The sequence below is a fragment of the Nocardia sp. NBC_00511 genome, from assembly GCF_045161165.1.
Lineage (GTDB): Bacteria > Actinomycetota > Actinomycetes > Mycobacteriales > Mycobacteriaceae > Nocardia.
Map to the genome: position 1 here is coordinate 3,055,372 of NZ_CP107849.1, position 17,600 is coordinate 3,072,971.

Annotated in this window: 18 protein-coding genes; 9 read left to right on the top strand and 9 right to left on the bottom strand. The window is 66.4% G+C overall.

Translation table 11 applies throughout. The annotated features are described in order from the left end of the window. Positions 1–63: 63 nt before the first annotated feature. Positions 64–762, top strand: coding sequence for a TetR/AcrR family transcriptional regulator (locus tag OG300_RS14485; RefSeq protein WP_405496088.1), 699 nt, complete (start codon positions 64–66; stop codon positions 760–762). Between the two features lie 22 nt (positions 763–784). On the opposite strand, the gene OG300_RS14490 is transcribed toward OG300_RS14485, so the two are convergent. Next, a complete protein-coding gene (locus OG300_RS14490; protein WP_405496090.1) occupies positions 785–1,333 on the bottom strand; it encodes a helix-turn-helix domain-containing protein in 549 nt (182 codons plus the stop codon). 118 nt (positions 1,334–1,451) lie between these two features. Here OG300_RS14490 and OG300_RS14495 point away from each other — a divergent pair, with 118 nt between their 5' ends. The 4 genes from OG300_RS14495 (at position 1,452) to OG300_RS14510 (ending at position 5,555) form a co-directional block, all read left to right on the top strand. Next, the gene (locus OG300_RS14495; RefSeq protein ID WP_405498557.1) at positions 1,452–2,222 is read left to right on the top strand and encodes an aldolase; all 771 of its coding nucleotides are present in this window, start codon (positions 1,452–1,454) and stop codon (positions 2,220–2,222) included. Between the two features lie 16 nt (positions 2,223–2,238). Next, positions 2,239–3,126, top strand: a complete 888-nt coding sequence (locus OG300_RS14500; protein ID WP_405496092.1) for a dihydrodipicolinate synthase family protein — start codon at positions 2,239–2,241, stop codon at positions 3,124–3,126. Positions 3,127–3,318: 192 nt separating this feature from the next. After that, on the top strand, positions 3,319–4,752 hold the full coding sequence (locus tag OG300_RS14505; RefSeq protein WP_405496094.1) for an APC family permease: 1,434 nt from the start codon (positions 3,319–3,321) through the stop codon (positions 4,750–4,752). Positions 4,753–4,847: 95 nt separating this feature from the next. Continuing rightward, positions 4,848–5,555, top strand: a complete 708-nt coding sequence (locus OG300_RS14510; protein ID WP_405496096.1) for a hypothetical protein — start codon at positions 4,848–4,850, stop codon at positions 5,553–5,555. A gap of 21 nt (positions 5,556–5,576) precedes the next feature. Here OG300_RS14510 and OG300_RS14515 read toward each other — a convergent pair whose 3' ends face one another. Continuing rightward, a complete protein-coding gene (locus tag OG300_RS14515) occupies positions 5,577–5,960 on the bottom strand; it encodes a DUF4333 domain-containing protein (RefSeq protein ID WP_405496098.1) in 384 nt (127 codons plus the stop codon). Between the two features lie 367 nt (positions 5,961–6,327). On the opposite strand from OG300_RS14515, the gene OG300_RS14520 reads away from it, so the two are divergent. Together OG300_RS14520 and OG300_RS14525 are read left to right on the top strand one after the other, a co-directional pair. After that, on the top strand, positions 6,328–7,023 hold the full coding sequence (locus OG300_RS14520; RefSeq protein WP_405496100.1) for an LppP/LprE family lipoprotein: 696 nt from the start codon (positions 6,328–6,330) through the stop codon (positions 7,021–7,023). A 67-nt stretch (positions 7,024–7,090) separates the two neighbouring features. Continuing rightward, the gene (locus OG300_RS14525; protein WP_405496102.1) at positions 7,091–7,771 is read left to right on the top strand and encodes an LppP/LprE family lipoprotein; all 681 of its coding nucleotides are present in this window, start codon (positions 7,091–7,093) and stop codon (positions 7,769–7,771) included. A gap of 321 nt (positions 7,772–8,092) precedes the next feature. Here OG300_RS14525 and OG300_RS14530 read toward each other — a convergent pair whose 3' ends face one another. From OG300_RS14530 to hutU, 5 genes are all read right to left on the bottom strand, one after another. Next, entirely contained in the window at positions 8,093–8,707 is a 615-nt protein-coding gene (locus OG300_RS14530; protein ID WP_405496104.1) for a DUF4126 domain-containing protein, read from the bottom strand. A 58-nt stretch (positions 8,708–8,765) separates the two neighbouring features. Continuing rightward, on the bottom strand, positions 8,766–9,740 hold the full coding sequence (gene hutG, locus OG300_RS14535) for a formimidoylglutamase (RefSeq protein ID WP_405496105.1): 975 nt from the start codon (positions 9,738–9,740) through the stop codon (positions 8,766–8,768). A gap of 91 nt (positions 9,741–9,831) precedes the next feature. Further along, entirely contained in the window at positions 9,832–11,052 is a 1,221-nt protein-coding gene (gene hutI, locus OG300_RS14540; RefSeq protein WP_405496107.1) for an imidazolonepropionase, read from the bottom strand. A gap of 11 nt (positions 11,053–11,063) precedes the next feature. Next, positions 11,064–12,494, bottom strand: a complete 1,431-nt coding sequence (locus tag OG300_RS14545; RefSeq protein WP_405496108.1) for a purine-cytosine permease family protein — start codon at positions 12,492–12,494, stop codon at positions 11,064–11,066. A 35-nt stretch (positions 12,495–12,529) separates the two neighbouring features. Beyond that, positions 12,530–14,206, bottom strand: a complete 1,677-nt coding sequence (gene hutU / locus OG300_RS14550; protein ID WP_405496110.1) for a urocanate hydratase — start codon at positions 14,204–14,206, stop codon at positions 12,530–12,532. Between the two features lie 191 nt (positions 14,207–14,397). Here hutU and hutC point away from each other — a divergent pair, with 191 nt between their 5' ends. Next, positions 14,398–15,153, top strand: coding sequence for a histidine utilization repressor (hutC, locus tag OG300_RS14555; RefSeq protein ID WP_405496112.1), 756 nt, complete (start codon positions 14,398–14,400; stop codon positions 15,151–15,153). Between the two features lie 2 nt (positions 15,154–15,155). Here hutC and OG300_RS14560 read toward each other — a convergent pair whose 3' ends face one another. Then, a complete protein-coding gene (locus tag OG300_RS14560; RefSeq protein WP_405496114.1) occupies positions 15,156–15,449 on the bottom strand; it encodes a nuclear transport factor 2 family protein in 294 nt (97 codons plus the stop codon). A 244-nt stretch (positions 15,450–15,693) separates the two neighbouring features. Next, the gene (locus OG300_RS14565) at positions 15,694–16,551 is read right to left on the bottom strand and encodes an aldo/keto reductase (protein ID WP_405496116.1); all 858 of its coding nucleotides are present in this window, start codon (positions 16,549–16,551) and stop codon (positions 15,694–15,696) included. A 144-nt stretch (positions 16,552–16,695) separates the two neighbouring features. Here OG300_RS14565 and OG300_RS14570 point away from each other — a divergent pair, with 144 nt between their 5' ends. Further along, entirely contained in the window at positions 16,696–17,559 is an 864-nt protein-coding gene (locus OG300_RS14570; RefSeq protein ID WP_405496118.1) for a helix-turn-helix transcriptional regulator, read from the top strand. The last annotated feature ends 41 nt before the right edge of the window (positions 17,560–17,600 follow it).

Sequence of the window (17,600 nt, forward strand, 5' to 3'; positions counted from 1 at the left end):
CACCGCTGTTAGATTAATAGGCGTGACGCACCCCATGTCAAGCGCGACGGGCAGTATTCGCCCATGACCCAGGCCCCCGCCACCGGCACGTCCGCGCCCGGCCGTCGCGGCCGCCCGCCGCAGACGGAGAAGCAGGCCGACCAGGTGCGCGCCCGCATCATCCTGGCAACCGCCGAGGTGTTCGCCGAGCAGGGTTCGCGCGGGTTGAACGTCGCCCGCATCATCGACAAGGCCGGGCTGGCTCGGCCCACCTTCTACCGCTACTTCGCCAATGCCACCGAACCGCTGCACGCGGTGCTCACCATCTCCAACGACGATCTCGTCGGCGGCATCGCCGCGGCGATGAAACGCAGTGTCGAGCCGGTGCAGCTGGGCATCAACATGATCGAGGCGTACCTGTACTGGGCCAGCGGCCACGGCCCCATGCTGGCTCCGCTGTTCGCCGAACTGCACGACCCGACTTCGCCGGTATCCACCTATCGCGAGCAGGCGCTGGAAGACATTCGCGCGCTGGTCCGCAGCAAGTTCGCCGACCTCGGCCGCCCCACCCCGGTCGATCTGGACCTCGAAACCGCCATCCAGATCTGCGAATTCGTCGTATACCGCATCTCGGCCGCGGCCCCGCACGCCGAACCCGACGCGGAAACCATCGCGGCGGCACGGCTCACCATGATTCGCGGAGTGCTGGCCATGCTCGGGCATCGCGGTGATGTCGAGCAGGCGCTCGCCATCCCGGGGCTCTTCACGCCGCCGAGTTCCTGACCGGACGCGAAAGCCGGAGTGGTTACGAGCGCGCAGCCGGGGTGAAATCGCGGTCGTAGACCACGATGACGACCTCGGCGCGTTCGGGCGAGATGGAGCGCAGGCGATGCGGGGTGCCCGCGTCGAAGTAGAGGCTGTCGCCCTTTTCCAGAGTGATGACGCTGCCGGGTAGCGACATCTCCACCGTGCCGCTGTGCACGAAGACGAACTCGTCGCCGGAGTGTTCACGGTCGGCCGGGCCGGATTCGGGGCTGGGCCGGACGATGAACGGCTGCATGGCCTTTCCCACGATCCGGGTGGCGATGGGGTGGTACTGCGCGGCGATATCGTCCTGCTCGGGATGGTCGGCGGCGCGCGCGATGGCGAGCATCGAACTGTCGGGTTGATCCGAGAACAGTTGGCTCACATCGGTTTCCAGTACGTGCGCGATCTTTATCGCCACCGCGATGGAGGGTGTGCTGAGGCCGCGCTCGATCTTCGACAGATAGCTCTTCGTCAATCCCGTGCGTTCGGCGAGCCCGTCCAGGGACAGTCCCGCGCGGCGGCGGTGCGATCGAAGGAACGCGGCCACATCGTCTCCTTGGCTGCCCGCGCCCGATGCGCCGGATGACACGAGGGTAGCTTGAGGACACTTTGTGTCATATAGTGCACCCAGTGTCTTGACGAAAGGGGAGCCAGTGCGCACCACGATGAATCTCGGCAAGCCCGAGTTGATGGGTGCGGCCGAACAGGCCATGAGCGCCGAACAATTCACCGACGGCTGGACCGATCGCCAGAAGATCGCGCTCACCTGCCGGTCATTGTTCGACGCGGGCCACGATTCCGGTCTGGCCGGGCAGATCTCCGCGCGTCAGGCGCACGGCACCTTCCTCACCCAGCGCCTGGGACTGGGCTTCGACGAGATCACCGACGCCAACCTGCTGCTGGTCGACGAAGACCTGCGGGTGCTCGAGGGCGACGGAATGGCCAACCCGGCCAACCGTTTCCACAGCTGGATCTACCGCGCTCGCCCCGATGTCGAATGCATCGTGCACACCCATCCGCTGCACGCGGCGGCGCTGTCGATGCTCGAGGTGCCGCTGCAAGTCGCGCAGATGGACATGACGCCGCTCTACGACGACTGCGCGTTCCTGCCGCTGTGGCCGGGGGTGCCGGTGGGAAACGAAGAGGGCGAGATCATTTCGGCCGCGCTCGGCGAGAAGCGGGCCATTCTGCTCGCGCATCACGGGCAGCTGGTCGTCGGGGGCACCATCGAGGAGGCGTGCGCGCTGGCGCATCTCATCGAGCGAGCCGCGCAATTGCAGCTGCTCGCCATGTCGGCGGGCGAGATCAAGCCGCTGCCACCGGGTCTGGCCAAGGAAGCCCACGACTGGACATCACTGCCGAAGCGCAACGAGGCGAACTTCGGCTACTACGCCCGCAGGGTGCTGCGGCGTCATCCGGACGTATTCGAAGCATGAGAAGTCGGAGTTTGCCATGACCACAACACTTTCCGGGATCGTCGCCTACCCGATCACGCCGTACACCGCCGACGGCGAGAAGATCGATACCGCCGCGCTGCACCGGCTGCTGGACCGGATGATCGACGCGGGTGTCGACGCCGTCGCACCGCTGGGCAGCACCGGCGAGAGCGCGTATCTCACCGATGACGAATGGACCTGTGTCGCAAGCGAAACCGTGGCACACGCGGCGGGGCGAGTGCCGACCGTGGTCGGCGTCTCCGAGCTCACCACCGCGGGGACCATCAAGCGAGCAAGGATCGCGGAGCGCAATGGCGCGAGCGCGATCATGGTGTTGCCGATCTCGTACTGGAAGCTCGGGCCCGAGGAGCTGCGGCAGCATTTCACGGCGGTGGCGGAATCGGTATCGCTGCCGGTGATGGTCTACAACAACCCGGCGACCACCGGAATCGATATGCCGCCGGAATTCCTGGTGGACCTGGTGGACACCGTCGAGAACATCACGATGATCAAGGAGTCCAGCGGTGACATCGAGCGGATGAACCGGATCGTCGAACTCGGCGGCGGATCGGTGCCATTCTTCAACGGCAGTAATCCGCTGGCGCTGCGGGCTTTCGAGGCGGGGGCGGCCGGATGGTGCACGGCCGCACCGTGTCTGGTGCCCGAGCAGGTGGTCGAGTTCTGGCGGCTGCTGCGCGCGGGTGAGACCGCTGCGGCCAACGAGCTTTTCGAGCGGCTGCAGCCGCTGCTGACACTGCTGGTGAGTCGCGGGCTGCCCGCGACGGTCAAGGCCGGACTGCGGTCACTCGGTGTCGAGGCGGGCGATCCGCGCAGGCCGATGTTGCCGCTCGAGGCCTCGATCACCACGGAATTGACGGATCTCATTTCCGCCGTGCGCAATTAATCGAACAACAGTCGAAATCCGCCGGGAGAATTGTTTCTTTCACTCGGCGGATCTTCGGCATGTCCACGTATTGCCTTCCAGCACACTATTTCTCATTAACGGCTAATTTACGTCGCTGTCCCGCAAGGAAACATGCGGGCGTCACCCTTCTTCGTATACCGCAAAGTCGGAAATTGCACGAAGGAGCTCGCCGTGACCGACATAGAAATTCCAGTCCAGCCGACGACCACCGCATCCCCGCCCGGACTCCGCACCGGCGTCCTGGGTTTCCCGGCCCTGCTGGCCCAGTCGATCGCCCTGATCTCCCCGACCATGACGGCGGTGCTGATAATTCCGCTCGCGTTCTCCAACGCGGGCGAAGGCACCTGGCTGGCGTACCTTTTCGGGACCGGGATGCTGCTGTTCGTGGCATCGAATCTGAATCAGTTCGCACGCCGATCCACCTCGCCGGGATCCATGTACGCCTACATCGGTCGCGGTCTGGGGCCGGTCGGTGGCGTGATGGCCGGGTGGACACTACTGTGGTGTTACCTGTTCATCGGTATCGCCGGATTGACCGGGTTCACGATATTCGGCCGCGCCGCACTCGATCTCATCGGAATCCACGGAGCCATTCCATCGGCGTTCTTCTTCGGTGTCAGCGCGGTCATCGCCTGGGCTTTGACGGTGAAAGACGTCCGCCTGTCCTCGATGCTCACGCTGATCCTCGAAGGACTGTCCGTATTGCTCATTCTCGGACTGGCATTCGTGGTGTTGTTCAAACACGGCGTACACCTCGACACCGATCAGCTGACCTTGAAAGGCACCTCGTTTCGAGGCATGAGCCTGGCCGTGGTCGCCTGCATTTTCAGCCTCGTCGGTTTCGAGAGCGCCACCGCGTTCGGCGGCGAAGCCCGTAATCCGCTGCGCACCATTCCCCGCGCCGTCGTCTGGAGCCTGGTGATCGCGGGACTGTTCTTCGTGTTCATGGGCTACGTCGAGGTCTACGGCACCCGCGGCGGTGATTCCACCCTCGACACCCTCACCATGCCGCTGAACACCCTCGCCCAGGTCTACGACGTCTCGTTCCTGCGCCTCCCGCTGTCGCTCGGCGCGATGATCAGCTTCTTCGCCCTCACCCTGTCGTGTCTGAACGCGGGCGCGCGCATCATCTATCCGATGGCCCGCCATTCCGTGTTCCCCGCCGCGCTCGGAAAAACCCACCGCGCCAACGCAACCCCCGCCGCCGCCCTCACCACCTACATCCTGATCATGTTCGCGGTCCCCGCCGTCTGGTCCTCCCGCACCGACACCCTCACCATCTTCAACGACGCGGGCACCCTGGCCGCCTTCGGCTTCCTGCTCGCCTACTTCCTCATCGCCATCGCCGCCCCCGTCCACCTCCGCAAACTGGGTGAGCTGACCCGCCGCACCACCGCGGTCTCGATCCTCGCCATCCTGTTCCTGCTGGTCCCCACGATCGGCAGCTTCTACCCCCTCCCCGCCTGGCCGGTCTCCCTGTTCCCCTACCTCTTCCTCACCTACCTCGCCCTGGGCGCGGCCTGGCTCACCGTCACCGCCCGCCGTCATCGGGGCATCCTCCCCGCCATCGAACAGGACCTCGAACTCCCCACTCCCCCAGCCTGATCCACCATTGCGGGCGGCGCTTCCCCTGATCGAGATGCGAAGCGCTGCCCTCACCCCGTGCGAACCGGTCAACTGCGGCTGGCATGCTTCGAGGCGTGATCAACAAGGGAACACTTGTCACTGGCGTTGCGATCGCGGTTCTGTTGACCGCTGGATGTAGTGGGGGAAACGACTCGTCGAATTCGAAGAACGCGGGGCTGCCGGATACGCCGCGGGCCCAGTTGGTGCTGGCCGCGGCGGATTTCCCGGCGGGTTCCAAGCTGATGGATATTCCGCAGGACAAGCTGAAGTCGGCTGCCGGTGATGCGACCGACGCGATGAAGAACACGACTGTCGAACCGGCCGAATGCAATTCGCAGCAGGGCCAGGATTACGGATCCATCGCCAACAGCCTGCTCACGGACGCGACGATCGCGGCGGCCTCCACCGATACCGCGATCTATGTCGACGTCGTGTCGGGTCGGACCACCGATCTGAAGCAGATGGACGCCGCCAATACGAAGTGCCCGAAGGTCTCCGGCACCACCACCATCAGCGGCCAAACCATTCACAGCACCACGACCACCGAGAAACTCCCCGCTCCGACCGGACTCTCCGGCGTGGACGCGGTGGTCTACCGCATCAGCAGTTCGAGCGATACCGGCGACGGGCAGTCGATCCAGAACAGCACGCTGTCGGGCTGGGCAGTCGTGCGCGGCCTCACCGTCGGGGTGCGCGCCGTCTTCCTGAGCGGCGACCCGGATCAAGCCACCTTCGACAAAGTGCTGACCACCGCGGTCGACAAGGTGCGCACCGCCAAATAACCGCCGCACCCCACTGCCCGATCAGCGCGGACGGCCCACCTCGTAGGTGCCGTCGGCGCGGGTCACGGTGACGGTCACCGACTTGTTGTCACCGCCGATCTTCAACGCGCACAAATACACCGCGGCGAGTTGAGACGGCATGGCCGGCGGGCATTGGATGTTCGAGACGTCGTCGATGCCGTAACTGGATTTCAAGACCTTGGCTATCCCGGATTCCACTGCCGCGTGGTCGAGATTGCCGGTGGGTGCGGTAATGGTCACCGGGGGCGGGGTGGACGTCGGGGTCGCGGTGTCGTCGCGGTTGATGAGGATCGTGGTGATCACCATCAGCAGGCCGAGGATGGCGATCACGCAGACGACCAGGACGATCATGAGGGCGTTGGATCGGGGCGGCGGCGCGGTCACTGGGGAAATTCTTCTCGGCCGAGGTCGGCTGCGGCGGCGATCGGCCGTTCGCGTCCGGTTCGTCCGGTGAATCCGATGCCAGTGCGGCGGGGGCGCAACGCTTTTCGCGTGGGATGCGAAAAGCCAGTGGGATCGAAGGGGAGGACGACATATGAGGCGAATGATCGGGATCGCGGCCGTGGTGGCTGCGGCGACGTTGGCTACCGCGTGTGCGGACGGGGGCACGACGGCGGTGAGCGCATCGGTGACGTCGACCGCTACTGCCGCGCCGACGGGGGTCGCGGGGCCGTCGAGTACCCGGACGCCGACCGGTAGTGCGCAACCCGCAAGTGGGGGCGTGCCTGCCACTGCCGGGAACGGGAAGTGCTTGGACCCCAAATCTCCGGTGGTGACGGCCGCGGTCGCCACTCTCGGCCCTGCTGACGATCACTACCCGTGGGGCGCGACCGACGAGGGCACCGATGCGGCGGTCGGGTCCTGCCCCGCGCTGCTGTGGATGTTCGCGGGACCGATGAACGCGTCCGCAAGTACGGCAATGTACGTGATGCTGTTCAACAACGCGGGCTATCTGGGGACCGCCACCGCGAAGCCGACCTCGTACCCCTGGGTCGTCGGCTCGTCGGACCGCAGCGTACAGATCGAATATCAGTGGCTGACCGGCGGCGAGGCGATGTGCTGCCCGTCCGGTGGGCCGGTCGTCGTCACCCTGACCCTGGATCAGGACAATCACACAGTGACTCCCGACCGCGAATTCCCCAGGGAGGTAACCGATCCGGCCCCGTACGGCACGGTGCCGATCTGCCCGGTGGCCAAGGCCCGGCTGCTGGAAGTGTTGAAACACAGCGGTGCCAAATCACTTCCGGCGCAGCCGATCGAGCTCGAGGATCAGATCACCTGCTCGACCGGCTGGGCAATGGCTCACACCACCACCAACCGCACCCAGGTCCTGTTCCATTACCGGACACACGAAGGTTGGAACTTCGTCGACATCGGCAACGACCTGAACTGCACCGACCTCGGCGTCCCCGCCGACCTCACCACCCAACTCTGTGCAACCCATTGATCCGCGAGCGCAACGATTTTCGGCCCCGGCGCGAATACATGGGTAATACCTAACGGGAGGGGCAGTTGTGAAACGGATCCTGGGAATCACCGCCGCGATTGCCGTGGTCGCCCTGGCCACGGCATGTCAGGACGATGGGACTACGCCCGTGGCAGGCGGGTCACCGACCGTGACGACCGCACCTTCCGGGGCCGGTCAACCCTCCGGCGCACAGGCACCCGGTGGCGGCCAGCCGTCCGGCGGTGACCAGTCGCCGAGCGGTGCACAGTCACCGGGCACAACCACGCAGTCCGCGAGCAGCCACGCACCCGCAACCGCCGGAAACGGCAAATGCGTCGACCTGAAGTCTCAGGTGGTGACGGCCGCACTCGGCAAGCTCGGCGGGAACGTCAACGACGCCGGTTTCTACGCGGACAGTGGCACCGACGCCGCGATCGGTTCCTGTCCCGCCCTCATGTGGGTGCTGGCAGGCACGCCACACGGAACAGCAAGCTCCCCATGGCAGGTCATGCTCTTCAACAACAAGGGCTTCCTCGGCACCGCCACCAAGAACTGGACCTCATACACCTCGATCGTCGGCTCCACGGACCGCGCCGTACAAATCCAATACCGCTGGCTCGCGAACCAGGACCCCAGCTGCTGCCCCTCCGGCGGCCCGGTCGTCGTCACCCTGACTCTCGGCTCCGACAACCACACAGTCACCCCCGACCGCGACTTCCCCACCCAGGCAACAAATCCCAGCCATTAGCCCCGTCGACCTTGGTTGCTCGGGCGCGGTGATCAACTGTCCAGGGGTCATCGGGCTGGCGTGGACGGGGCCTTTCCAGCCGCACCAGCCGCCGCATTCGGCGACGTCCTGGGTTTCGGTGCGGCCGTCGTCGAATGTGGCGGTGATGCGGCGGGCCCGGGAAGGGTGGTCGCAGACAGGGCATTTGCCGAAATAGTTCAGGATCTCCTGGACCTGCGAGTCGACGACGTGCCGGTGGTGTGCCATTGCGGACCTCCCTGAGCCGAGGGTATTTCGCGCGTCGGGGTCACGGACGCGAATTGGCCATGGGCCCGGTCACATTCAGATCGGGTCGGGAGTGGTGCCGTTGGGTGATCGGCGGGAGCGTTTGCGGCGCATCCAGCGGGTGGCGCGGATTGCCAGCCAGGTCAGGGCGATCAGAAGGATTACGACGGCTATGAAGGCGAGGACCGGGACGGCCAGGGCGAGGATGGTGAGGACAAGGGAGGTGCCGTCTTCGGCGGAGGAGACGAGGGGGTTGCCTACGCCCGCTGTGGTTCCGGTGATGAAAGGGCGGGCTACGGTGCGGCCGATGTGGACGCTGCCTGCGGTGAGGGCACCGAGGACAGCGGTGACCGCCGGGGGGAGGTGGGAGTTGAGGCTGGTTTCGGCCGTGAACAGGATTGCCCCCGAGGTGGGGGCAACCACGGTTCCGATGGCGTGCAGGATCGAATCCAGTACGGGGACTTTGTCTCCGATGAGGTCGACGACGAGCAGGACGGCGATGACGAGCAGGGCGGGGGTCGAGGACAGCCAGCCGTAGGAGCTACCCAGGTCGATCCAGCCGAAGCGGTCCGCGCCCCCCACCAGCAGCAGCGGCAACCAGGCGTTGAGGCCCGCCGCGCCCGAGAGGCCGAAGGCGCCGAGCACCGCCCCGACCGCCGATGTGATCTCCATGCCAAGAGTGTGACGGCTGAGTCCGACAGGGCGCGGGATTTGGCCATCGCTCGATTCGTCAGTGCCTTGTGCGCGATTCGAGCGCGAGGTGTCCGGTGACCAGACGGTGGATGAGTCGCGCCGCCGTGCGCGCCGTGCGGGAGTCGATGTCGAATTCCGGGTTGAGTTCGGCGATGTCGACGACGGCCAGTTTGCCGCTCGCGGTCACCCGGTCACAGACGCGCTGGATGATCTCCAGGGGGACGCCGTAGGCGGCGGGCGCGCTGACGCCCGGAGCCACCGCCGCGGGCAGGACATCCAGGTCGATGGTGAGGTACACCAGATCCACGGATTCGAGCAGAGCGTCCACGAAGGTGTCGACGGCCTCGGCACCGGTGCAGCCGCAGCGGTCGTCGAGCAGATAGCGGACGCCCAGGCTGCGCGCGGCAGCGAACAGGGCGGCGGTATTGCTGGGCTGGCTGATGCCGAGAACCCGGTAGTCACAGTGTGTTCCGGCGGCCTGCTCGGCCTCGAGGATCTGCCGGAACGGGGTACCCGAGCTCGGGGTGGTATCGGCGCGCAGGTCGAAATGGGCATCCAGGTTCAGGATTCCCAGACGCGGGCGGACGCTTCGCAGCCCCGAGCCCGTGACACCCAGATAGGTGCCGAAGGCCACCTCGTGACCGCCACCGAGCACCACCGGTAGCCGACCCGCGTTCAAGGCCGCCGACACCGCGCGTCCGAGCCGGGCCTGGCCGCCCTCCAGATCGCCATCGGTGACCGCGACGGTCCCGGCGTCCTCGAGCACGAGGGGTTCGGCCAACGCCATCGACGCGAGAGCGGCGCGCAGCGCATCCGGTCCCGCCGCTGCCCCGCGTCGCCCCCGATTGCGTTGCACGCCTTCATCGCTGGCGAAGCCGATCAGCACCGACCGGCCGCCGTCGGCCGGATACGGGTGGATGGCCTGGTGCCAGCGCAGATGCTCGGGGGTCTCGCCGTCGACGCGGCCGGACCAGGTCGGTGGCGGCAGGTCCACCACGATGTCGGTGCTCACGCCCGCGACCCCGATACGATCCCGATTCCCATCGACGCCTCCGGCATTCGCATCTCCTCGCTCGTGTGGCCCGCTGTGCAGCTCCATTCCGTCACGAATGCACCGTTCCCACCGGCATTGCCGGGGTGGTGTCCGTCACCGCCAGACGGCCGTCCTGCCACACCTCACGGATGAGCGGCACACCGGGACGGTAGGCGAGGTGCAGGTACGACGGGGCGTCGAGGGCGAAGGCGTCGGCGCGGGAGCCGGGCGTCAGGCGGCCGATATCGTTGCGGCGCAAGGCCGCCGCACCCCCGGCGGTGGCGGACCAGACCGCTTCGTCGGGGGTCATGCGCATCTCGCGGACAGCCAGGGCGATGCAGAACGGCAGGTTGGTGGTGTAGCAGGTGCCGGGGTTGCAATCCGCGCCGAGGGCGACCGTCACGCCCGCGTCCAGGAGGGCACGGGCGTTCGGGTACGGGTTGCGGGTGCAGAAGTCCGCACCGGGGAGCAGGGTGGCGACGGTGGAACCGTTTGCGAGAGCGTCGATGTCGGCGGGGGTGGTGTGGGTGACGTGGTCGACCGAGGCCGCGCCGAGTTCGACGGCCAGGCGGACGCCGGGGCCCGCGGTCAGCTGGTTGCCGTGCACACGCGGGGTCAGGCCGTGTGCGATACCGGCTTTCAGGACGGCGCGAGACTGGTCTTCATCGAAAGCCCCGCGCTCGCAGAACACGTCGATCCAGCGGGCATGAGGCGCGCATTCGGGGATCATCCGCTCGATCACCATGGTCACGTATTCGTCTGCGCGCCCGGCATATTCGGGTGGTGGGACGTGAGCGGCCAGCAGCGTGACCTCGTCGCTGAACCCACTCGCGATCAGCAGCCCGCGTAGTTCGTCCGGGGTGGTCTGCCCGTAGCCGGTCTTGCACTCCATGGTGGTGCTGCCCGCCCGCAACGCTTCCTCGCGCAGCCGCCGGACATTCGCGGCCAGCTGTTCGTCGGTCGCCGCGCGGGTGGCGGCGATAGTGGTGCGAATTCCCCCGGCCGAGTACGGGATTCCCGTCATCCGGGCCGCGAATTCCTCGGCCCGCTCCCCGGCGAACACCGGATGGGAGTGGCTTTCCACGAAGCCCGGCAGCAGGGCCCGCCCGCCCAGATCGATCGCGTGGTCTGCGGCGGGGGCCTCGCGGCTGTCGCCGACCCATGCCACTCGCCCTTCGGCGAAGACCACGGCCGCGTCGCGGCGGATGCCGAGCGTCCCCTCCCCCAGTTCCGGATCGTTGGTGACCAGCGTCCCGATTCCGGTGACGGCGGTGACGGGCGGTTGGCCCACAGCAATTCCTTTCAGGTGCGCGCCATTTCGGCGTCGGGCGGGTAGATCATCTGCGCGGGCGGGTTGGCGGTGCGGCGGGCCAGCGGGTAGTAGAGGGCGGCGGTGACCACGATGCCGACGATCCAGGAGATGTCCGCGCCGCCGAGCCGGTCGGTGATCGGACCGGTATAGAACTTGGTGGCCAGGAACGGGATCTGCACGGCTACCCCGAGCACGTAACAGGACAGGGCGCGCACATTCCAGGATCCGTAGCGGCCGGTGCGGTCGTAGAGCGCGGGGATGTCGATGCGTTCGCGGGAGATCAGGTAGTAGTCGATCAGGTTGATCGCGCTCCACGGGGTGAACACCATGAGCAGGGCGAGCACGAAGTTCTTGAAGTTGTCCAGGAAGTCGGCGCTGGCCGCGACAGCGATCAGGGTGGCGACGGTGGTGAAGCCGACGATGTAGGCCCCGCGCGCGAAACTCGAAATCTTCGTGCGGCCTTCGAAAGCCGTGACGGTGGTCAGGATCGACATGAACCCGCCGTAGGCATTGAGGACGTTGACGGTGAGCTTGCCGACCACCAGCACCAGGTAGATCAGGATGGCGACGGCGGCGGGTCCGGCCAGATCGCCGATGAAGCCGACCTGATCGCTCATGAAGCTCTTGCTCGCCACGGCTGCGATGAGCGCGCCGAAGGTCATCGACCACTGCGAGCCGATCACCGTGCCAGCGAAGGTCGACCAGAAGGTGGTGCGGTCGCTGGTGCTGCGCGGCAGATAGCGGGAGTAGTCGGCGACGTACGGGCCGAAGGTGAGCTGCCAGCCCGCGCCGAGGGAGATGGCCAGCACGAAGGTCGGGATGTCGAAGGCTTTCTCACCCAGGTGTGCGCCGATGTCGTACTGCGTCACCAAACGGATTGCGAGATAGGTGAATCCGATGATGCCCACCACGGTGGCGATCCGGCCGACGATATGGATCAGCTTGTATCCGGTGACGGCGATGACAGCGGTCAGCGCCCCGAAGATCACCATGCCCAGCACCGGACTGTGGATGTGCAGCAGCTTGTTCACCGCCTGCCCGGCCAGCACGGTCCCGGTCGCCGCGAAGCCCAGATACATCAGGATCGCGAGCAGCAGCGGCACTACCGCGCCGCGCACCCCGAACTGGGCGCGACTGGAAATCATCTGTGGCAGCCCGAGTTTCGGGCCCTGCGCGGAGTGCAGCGCCATCACCGCGCCACCGGCGACATTGCCGATGAGCAGGCCGAGGATCGCCCACAGCGCGTCCGCGCCGAAGATCACCGCCAGTGCGCCGTCGACGATGGCGGTGATCTGCATGTTCGCCCCGAACCACAGCGTGAACTGACTGCGGGGGCTGCCGTGCCGTTCGGCGTCGGGGATGACGTCGATGGTGTGCCGTTCGGGGGTGAGAACGACTTCGGCGGGACCGTCGTGCGTCATGGTCTCGGCCTTCTTTCTACTGGTACGGCGGTGGATCAGTGTTGCTCGGACATGGGGATTCGGACGCCGCGTGCAGCGGCGGTGGCGCGGGCGTGGTCGTATCCGGCGTCGACGTGGCGGATGACGCCCATGCCCGGATCGTTGGTGAGGACGGCCTCGAGCTTGCGGGCCGCGAGCTCGGTGCCGTCGGCGATGCACACCTGACCGGCGTGAATGGAGCGGCCCATACCGACGCCGCCGCCGTGATGGATCGATACCCAGGACGCACCGGATGCGGTGTTGACCAAGGCATTCAGCAGCGGCCAGTCGGCGATGGCGTCGGAACCGTCGAGCATGGACTCGGTTTCGCGGTACGGGGAGGCGACCGAACCGGCGTCGAGATGGTCGCGGCCGATGGCGACCGGGGCGGAGAGTTCGCCGCTGGCGACCATCTCGTTGAGTTTCAGTCCGGCACGGTGGCGTTCGCCGTAGCCGAGCCAGCAGATGCGGGCGGGCAGGCCCTCGAAGGCGACTTTCTCACCGGCCAGGGTGATCCAGCGGCGCAGATGTTCGTTGTCCGGGAACAGTTCCAGGATGGCGCGGTCGGTGGCCGCGATATCGGCCGGGTCGCCGGAGAGCGCTGCCCAGCGGAACGGGCCGCGGCCCTCCTCGAACAGGGGTCGGATGTAGGCGGGGACGAAGCCGGGGAAGTCGAAGGCGCGATCGAAGCCGCCCTTGCGGGCTTCATCGCGGATGGAGTTGCCGTAGTCGAAGACTTCCGCGCCCTTGTCCAGGAAGCCGACCATGGCGGCCACGTGCGCGGCCATGGATTCCTGGGCCTGCTCGGTGAACCAGATCGGGTCCTTCTCCGACATGGTCTTCATGTCCGGGAAGTCCACGCCCAGTGGCAGATACGCGAGGGGGTCGTGGGCGGAAGTCTGGTCGGTGACGATGTCGATGGGGGCGTCGCGGTCCAGCAAGACCGGGAAGACCTCGGCCGCATTGCCTTCCACGCCGATCGAGAGGGGGCGACGCTCGTCGCGGGCGGCGATCGCCAATTCCAATGCGTGGTCGAGGTTGTCGGCCTTCACATCCAGGTACTTGTGTGCGATCCGGCGGTCGATGCGGGTGACATCGCAGTCGACACAGATGGCGACGCCCTCGTTCATGGTGACGGCGAGCGGCTGCGCGCCACCCATTCCACCCAAACCGGCTGTGAGCGTGATAGTTCCGGCGAGGGTGCCGCCGAACCGCTTGCGCGCCACCGCACCGAACGTCTCATAGGTGCCCTGCAGAATCCCCTGGGTGCCGATGTAGATCCACGACCCGGCGGTCATCTGCCCGTACATGGTGAGACCGAGGGCTTCCAGCCGCCGGAACTCCTCCCAATTGGCCCAGTCCCCCACCAGATTCGAGTTGGCGATGAGCACGCGCGGAGCCCACTCGTTGGTGCGGAACACGCCGACCGGCTTGCCGGACTGCACCAGCATGGTCTCGTCGTCGCGCAGGGTCTTCAACGTCGCGACCATGGCGTCGAACGCATCCCAGCTGCGCGCCGCGCGCCCGGTGCCGCCGTAGACGACCAGGCTGTCGGGATGCTCGGCCACCTCCGGATCGAGGTTGTTCATCAGCATGCGCAGCGCCCCCTCCTGCTGCCAGCCGAGGGTGGTGAGCGCGGTGCCTCGCGGCGCGCGCACGGTCCTGGCCTCGTGGCCCGGGGAGCTGACGTCCATGGTTGTCCTCGATCTCGACTGCTGGCGGGGCACCCGGCCTGTGACCGCGGGCGCGGTCCTGCCGTGGTGTGTGCTGGGTCGCACTCTGCGTCAAGTTGTATAGTCCTGTCTATACAACTGTCAAGCGACACGAATCAGCCCGGTAGGCTGCGTGATCGAAGTGGAGCCGGTGTTGAGGAGCAGGTGCGGGGATGACGACCAGCGACGGTGAACGCGAACTCGCCACCCTCTACGCCGAAGCCGGCGGCGACGCGGTCCCCGCCTACGACCGCGTCAAGAAACTGGTCACCGCCCAGATCCGCGCCGACCGCTGGGTAGAAGGCGACCAACTCCCCTCCGAACACCAATTCGTTGCGGCCCTGGGCCTTTCACGAATGACCATCAACCGGGCGCTGCGCGAACTCACCGCCGACGGACTGATCGTCCGCCAAGCCGGCGTCGGCACCTTCGTCGCCGCCACCAAGAAATCCTCCCCCCTGTTCGAGGTCCGCAATATCGCCGACGAGATCACCCGTCGCGGCCACCGCCACCGCACCGAAGTGATCCTGCTGCGCGCCGAAATTATCGACCCCACCCACACGTTCCTGCGGGAAACCCTCGGCCCCAAGGCTTTCCACTCCGTCCTGGTCCACTTCGAAGACGAAGACCCCATCCAGGTAGAGGACCGCTACGTAGACCTCACCCAGGCCCCCGACTACCTCGCCCAGGATTTCACCACCCTCACCCCCAACGACTACCTCACCCGCGTAGCCCCGCTCACTCGCGGCGAACACGTAGTGGAAGCAGTCCTCGGCAGCGCCGAAGAATGCCGCCTCCTCCGCATCGACCGCGCCGAACCCTGCCTCCTGATCCGCCGCCGCACCTGGTCGGCCACCGGCCCCGTCAGCGTCGCCCGCCTTGTGCACCCCGGCTCCCGCAACCGCCTCGAAGGCGTCTTCGGAAACTGAGGTCAGCGCACTCCCGCCGTGACCGCCTCACCGAACACGTCGCGATGCCCACGCGCGGTATCCATGTACTCGCGAACCCGATGAATCAGCCCATCACGCAACTCGAACACGAAGCAGTAGTCATTGCGATACGAATTCCCGTTCGCCAGCGTGGCACTCATCGTCTCCTCCACGATGACCCGATCGCCGTCGGCATAGAAGCCGTGGAACCGACGGCCAACGGCGAGGCCAGCCGATCTCGCTGAGCTGCCTTCTGGCACTATATGATTGAGGTGTTCCACCGGCACCGAGCCCACGTGGCCAAGCTGGTCGATCCCACCAGCGGCTACCGGCGAACTTCAGCGTTACCCGCCCACGCTGAGATCCGTTGACATCGGCGAACTCTGACGTCATCGACAAGCGCATCCCGACGCTTGGGCGCGTCCGCCATACGCCCTGTAATGCCGAATGACGTGCGATCCGTGGGCCGCTGGGGCGCGTTGTGGATATTGGCCTCGCGGAGGTGCGGCAGTGCCGCCGATTCCCCGAATCGGGTAGCGGCTAGTTGTGTTCGCGGCTGCTGAGTCTGCGGACGGCGTCGGGGTCGCGGTGGTCGAAGAACAACGATGCGCCGGTGTCGAGGGTGGTGATGTGTGCCATTTCCTCGTCGGTGAGGGTGAAGTCGAAGATGTCGAAGTTCTGCTGCATGCGTTCGGGGCGTACCGATTTCGGGATCACCACGACGCCGCGTTCGGTGAGCCAGCGCAGTACGACCTGCGCCACTGATTTGCCGTGGGCGTCGGCGATCGCGGTCAGGGTGGGGTCGGTGAAGAGGTTGTTGCGGCCCTCGGCGAACGGTCCCCAGGACTGGATCTGCACGCCGAGCTCTTCCATCTGCTTCTGGTAGTCCGTGCGCTGGAAAAAGGGGTGGGTCTCGATCTGGTTGACCGCGGGAGTGATCTCGTTGTGCTCGATGAGATCCACCAGCCGGTCGGGGTAGAAGTTCGCGACCCCGATGGCGCGGATCAGGCTCTGGCGGTGCAGGTCCTGCATGGCCCGCCATTCGCCGTAGTAGTCGCCGAAGGGCTGGTGGATCAAATACAGGTCCAGGTAGTCCACTCCGAGCCGCTCGAGAGAGGCTTCGAAGGAACGTTTGGTCGCGTCCTCGGCCGACCCGCCGCGCGAGTCCTGGATCCACAGTTTCGTGGTGACGAACAGCTCATCGCGAGGCACACCGGAGGCGGCGATGGCGCGGCCGACCGCTTCCTCGTTGCCGTAGCTGACGGCGGTGTCCAGCAGCCGGTAGCCGGTGGCGATCGCGTCGGTGACGACCTTCTCGGTGTCGGCGTCAGGGATCTGGAAGACCCCGAAGCCCAGGATCGGCATCTCGACGCCGTTGTTCAGAGTCACGTTCTGCATCAGGGTGTTCCTTCCGGTATGGACGGCTCTGGTCTCTCGGATGGACTCCATTGCACGCTAGACCAGCCGTGGCAGGAAGTGACCGCTGTTCCGTGTACTGCCAGTCACTGCTTGCCGTGAACGCCGCGGTTTACCGTGGTCGGTATGGACAACCAGAGCGAGGTGCGTGAGTTCCTGCGGACCCGACGCGCCCGCATCGACCCCGCCCAGGCCGGGCTGCCCACCGGCACCGGGCACCGGCGGGTGCCGGGGCTGCGCCGCGAGGAAGTCTCGCTGCTGGCCGGGATCAGTGTCGACTATTACGCGCGGATGGAGCGTGGCAATCTGACCGGCGTCTCCGACGAGGTCCTGCACGCGCTCGCTCGTGCCCTGCAACTCGACGAAGCCGAAACCCAGCATCTGCACGATCTCACCCGCGCCGCCCAACCTCCTGCGGTCTCGCGGCGAACCAGACGTCCGACCGATCAGAGCGTGCCTGCGCCACTGCAACGGTTCCTCGACGCGATCACCGGCACTCCCGCCTGGGTGCGCAACCGCCGCATGGATTTCATCGCTGGCAACTCGCTCGCGCACGCCCTGATGTCGCCGCTGCTCAGCGACCCCGCCAACCAAGCCAACAACGCCCGGTTCGTGTTCCTGAATCCTGCGTCACGCACCTACTACCCCGACTGGGAACGCGGTGCCGACGACATCGTCGCCACCCTGCGCACCTACACCACCCAAAACCCTCTCGACAAAGACCTCACCGACCTCATCGGCGAACTCGTCACCCGCAGCGACACCTTCCGCCACCGCTGGTCGGCCCACAACGTCCGCTACCACCGCACCGGCATCAAACACATCCACCACCCCGACGTCGGCGACCTCGAATTCACTTACCAGGCAATGGAACTGCCCGACACACCTGGCTGGACGATGTTCGGCTTCACCACCGAACCCGGATCTGCCAGCGAAGAACGCCTGCGACTGCTCGGCAGTCTCGCTGCCACCGCAGCTCACCACAGGTAGATCTCCACCGTCAGTGCCCTGAACCTGCCTTCCACGGCTGT

What these genes read in the sequence shown, in the direction of transcription:
- OG300_RS14500 (WP_405496092.1), top strand. Translation starts at nt 2,239, where the DNA reads ATGACCACAACACTTTCCGGGATCGTCGCCTACCCGATCACGCCGTAC.
- OG300_RS14545 (WP_405496108.1), bottom strand. Translation starts at nt 12,494, where the DNA reads ATGACGCACGACGGTCCCGCCGAAGTCGTTCTCACCCCCGAACGGCAC.
- OG300_RS14565 (WP_405496116.1), bottom strand. Translation starts at nt 16,551, where the DNA reads ATGCAGAACGTGACTCTGAACAACGGCGTCGAGATGCCGATCCTGGGC.
- hutC (WP_405496112.1), top strand. Translation starts at nt 14,398, where the DNA reads ATGACGACCAGCGACGGTGAACGCGAACTCGCCACCCTCTACGCCGAA.
- hutU (WP_405496110.1), bottom strand. Translation starts at nt 14,206, where the DNA reads ATGGACGTCAGCTCCCCGGGCCACGAGGCCAGGACCGTGCGCGCGCCG.
- OG300_RS14570 (WP_405496118.1), top strand. Translation starts at nt 16,696, where the DNA reads ATGGACAACCAGAGCGAGGTGCGTGAGTTCCTGCGGACCCGACGCGCC.
- OG300_RS14485 (WP_405496088.1), top strand. Translation starts at nt 64, where the DNA reads ATGACCCAGGCCCCCGCCACCGGCACGTCCGCGCCCGGCCGTCGCGGC.
- OG300_RS14495 (WP_405498557.1), top strand. Translation starts at nt 1,452, where the DNA reads ATGAATCTCGGCAAGCCCGAGTTGATGGGTGCGGCCGAACAGGCCATG.
- OG300_RS14530 (WP_405496104.1), bottom strand. Translation starts at nt 8,707, where the DNA reads ATGGAGATCACATCGGCGGTCGGGGCGGTGCTCGGCGCCTTCGGCCTC.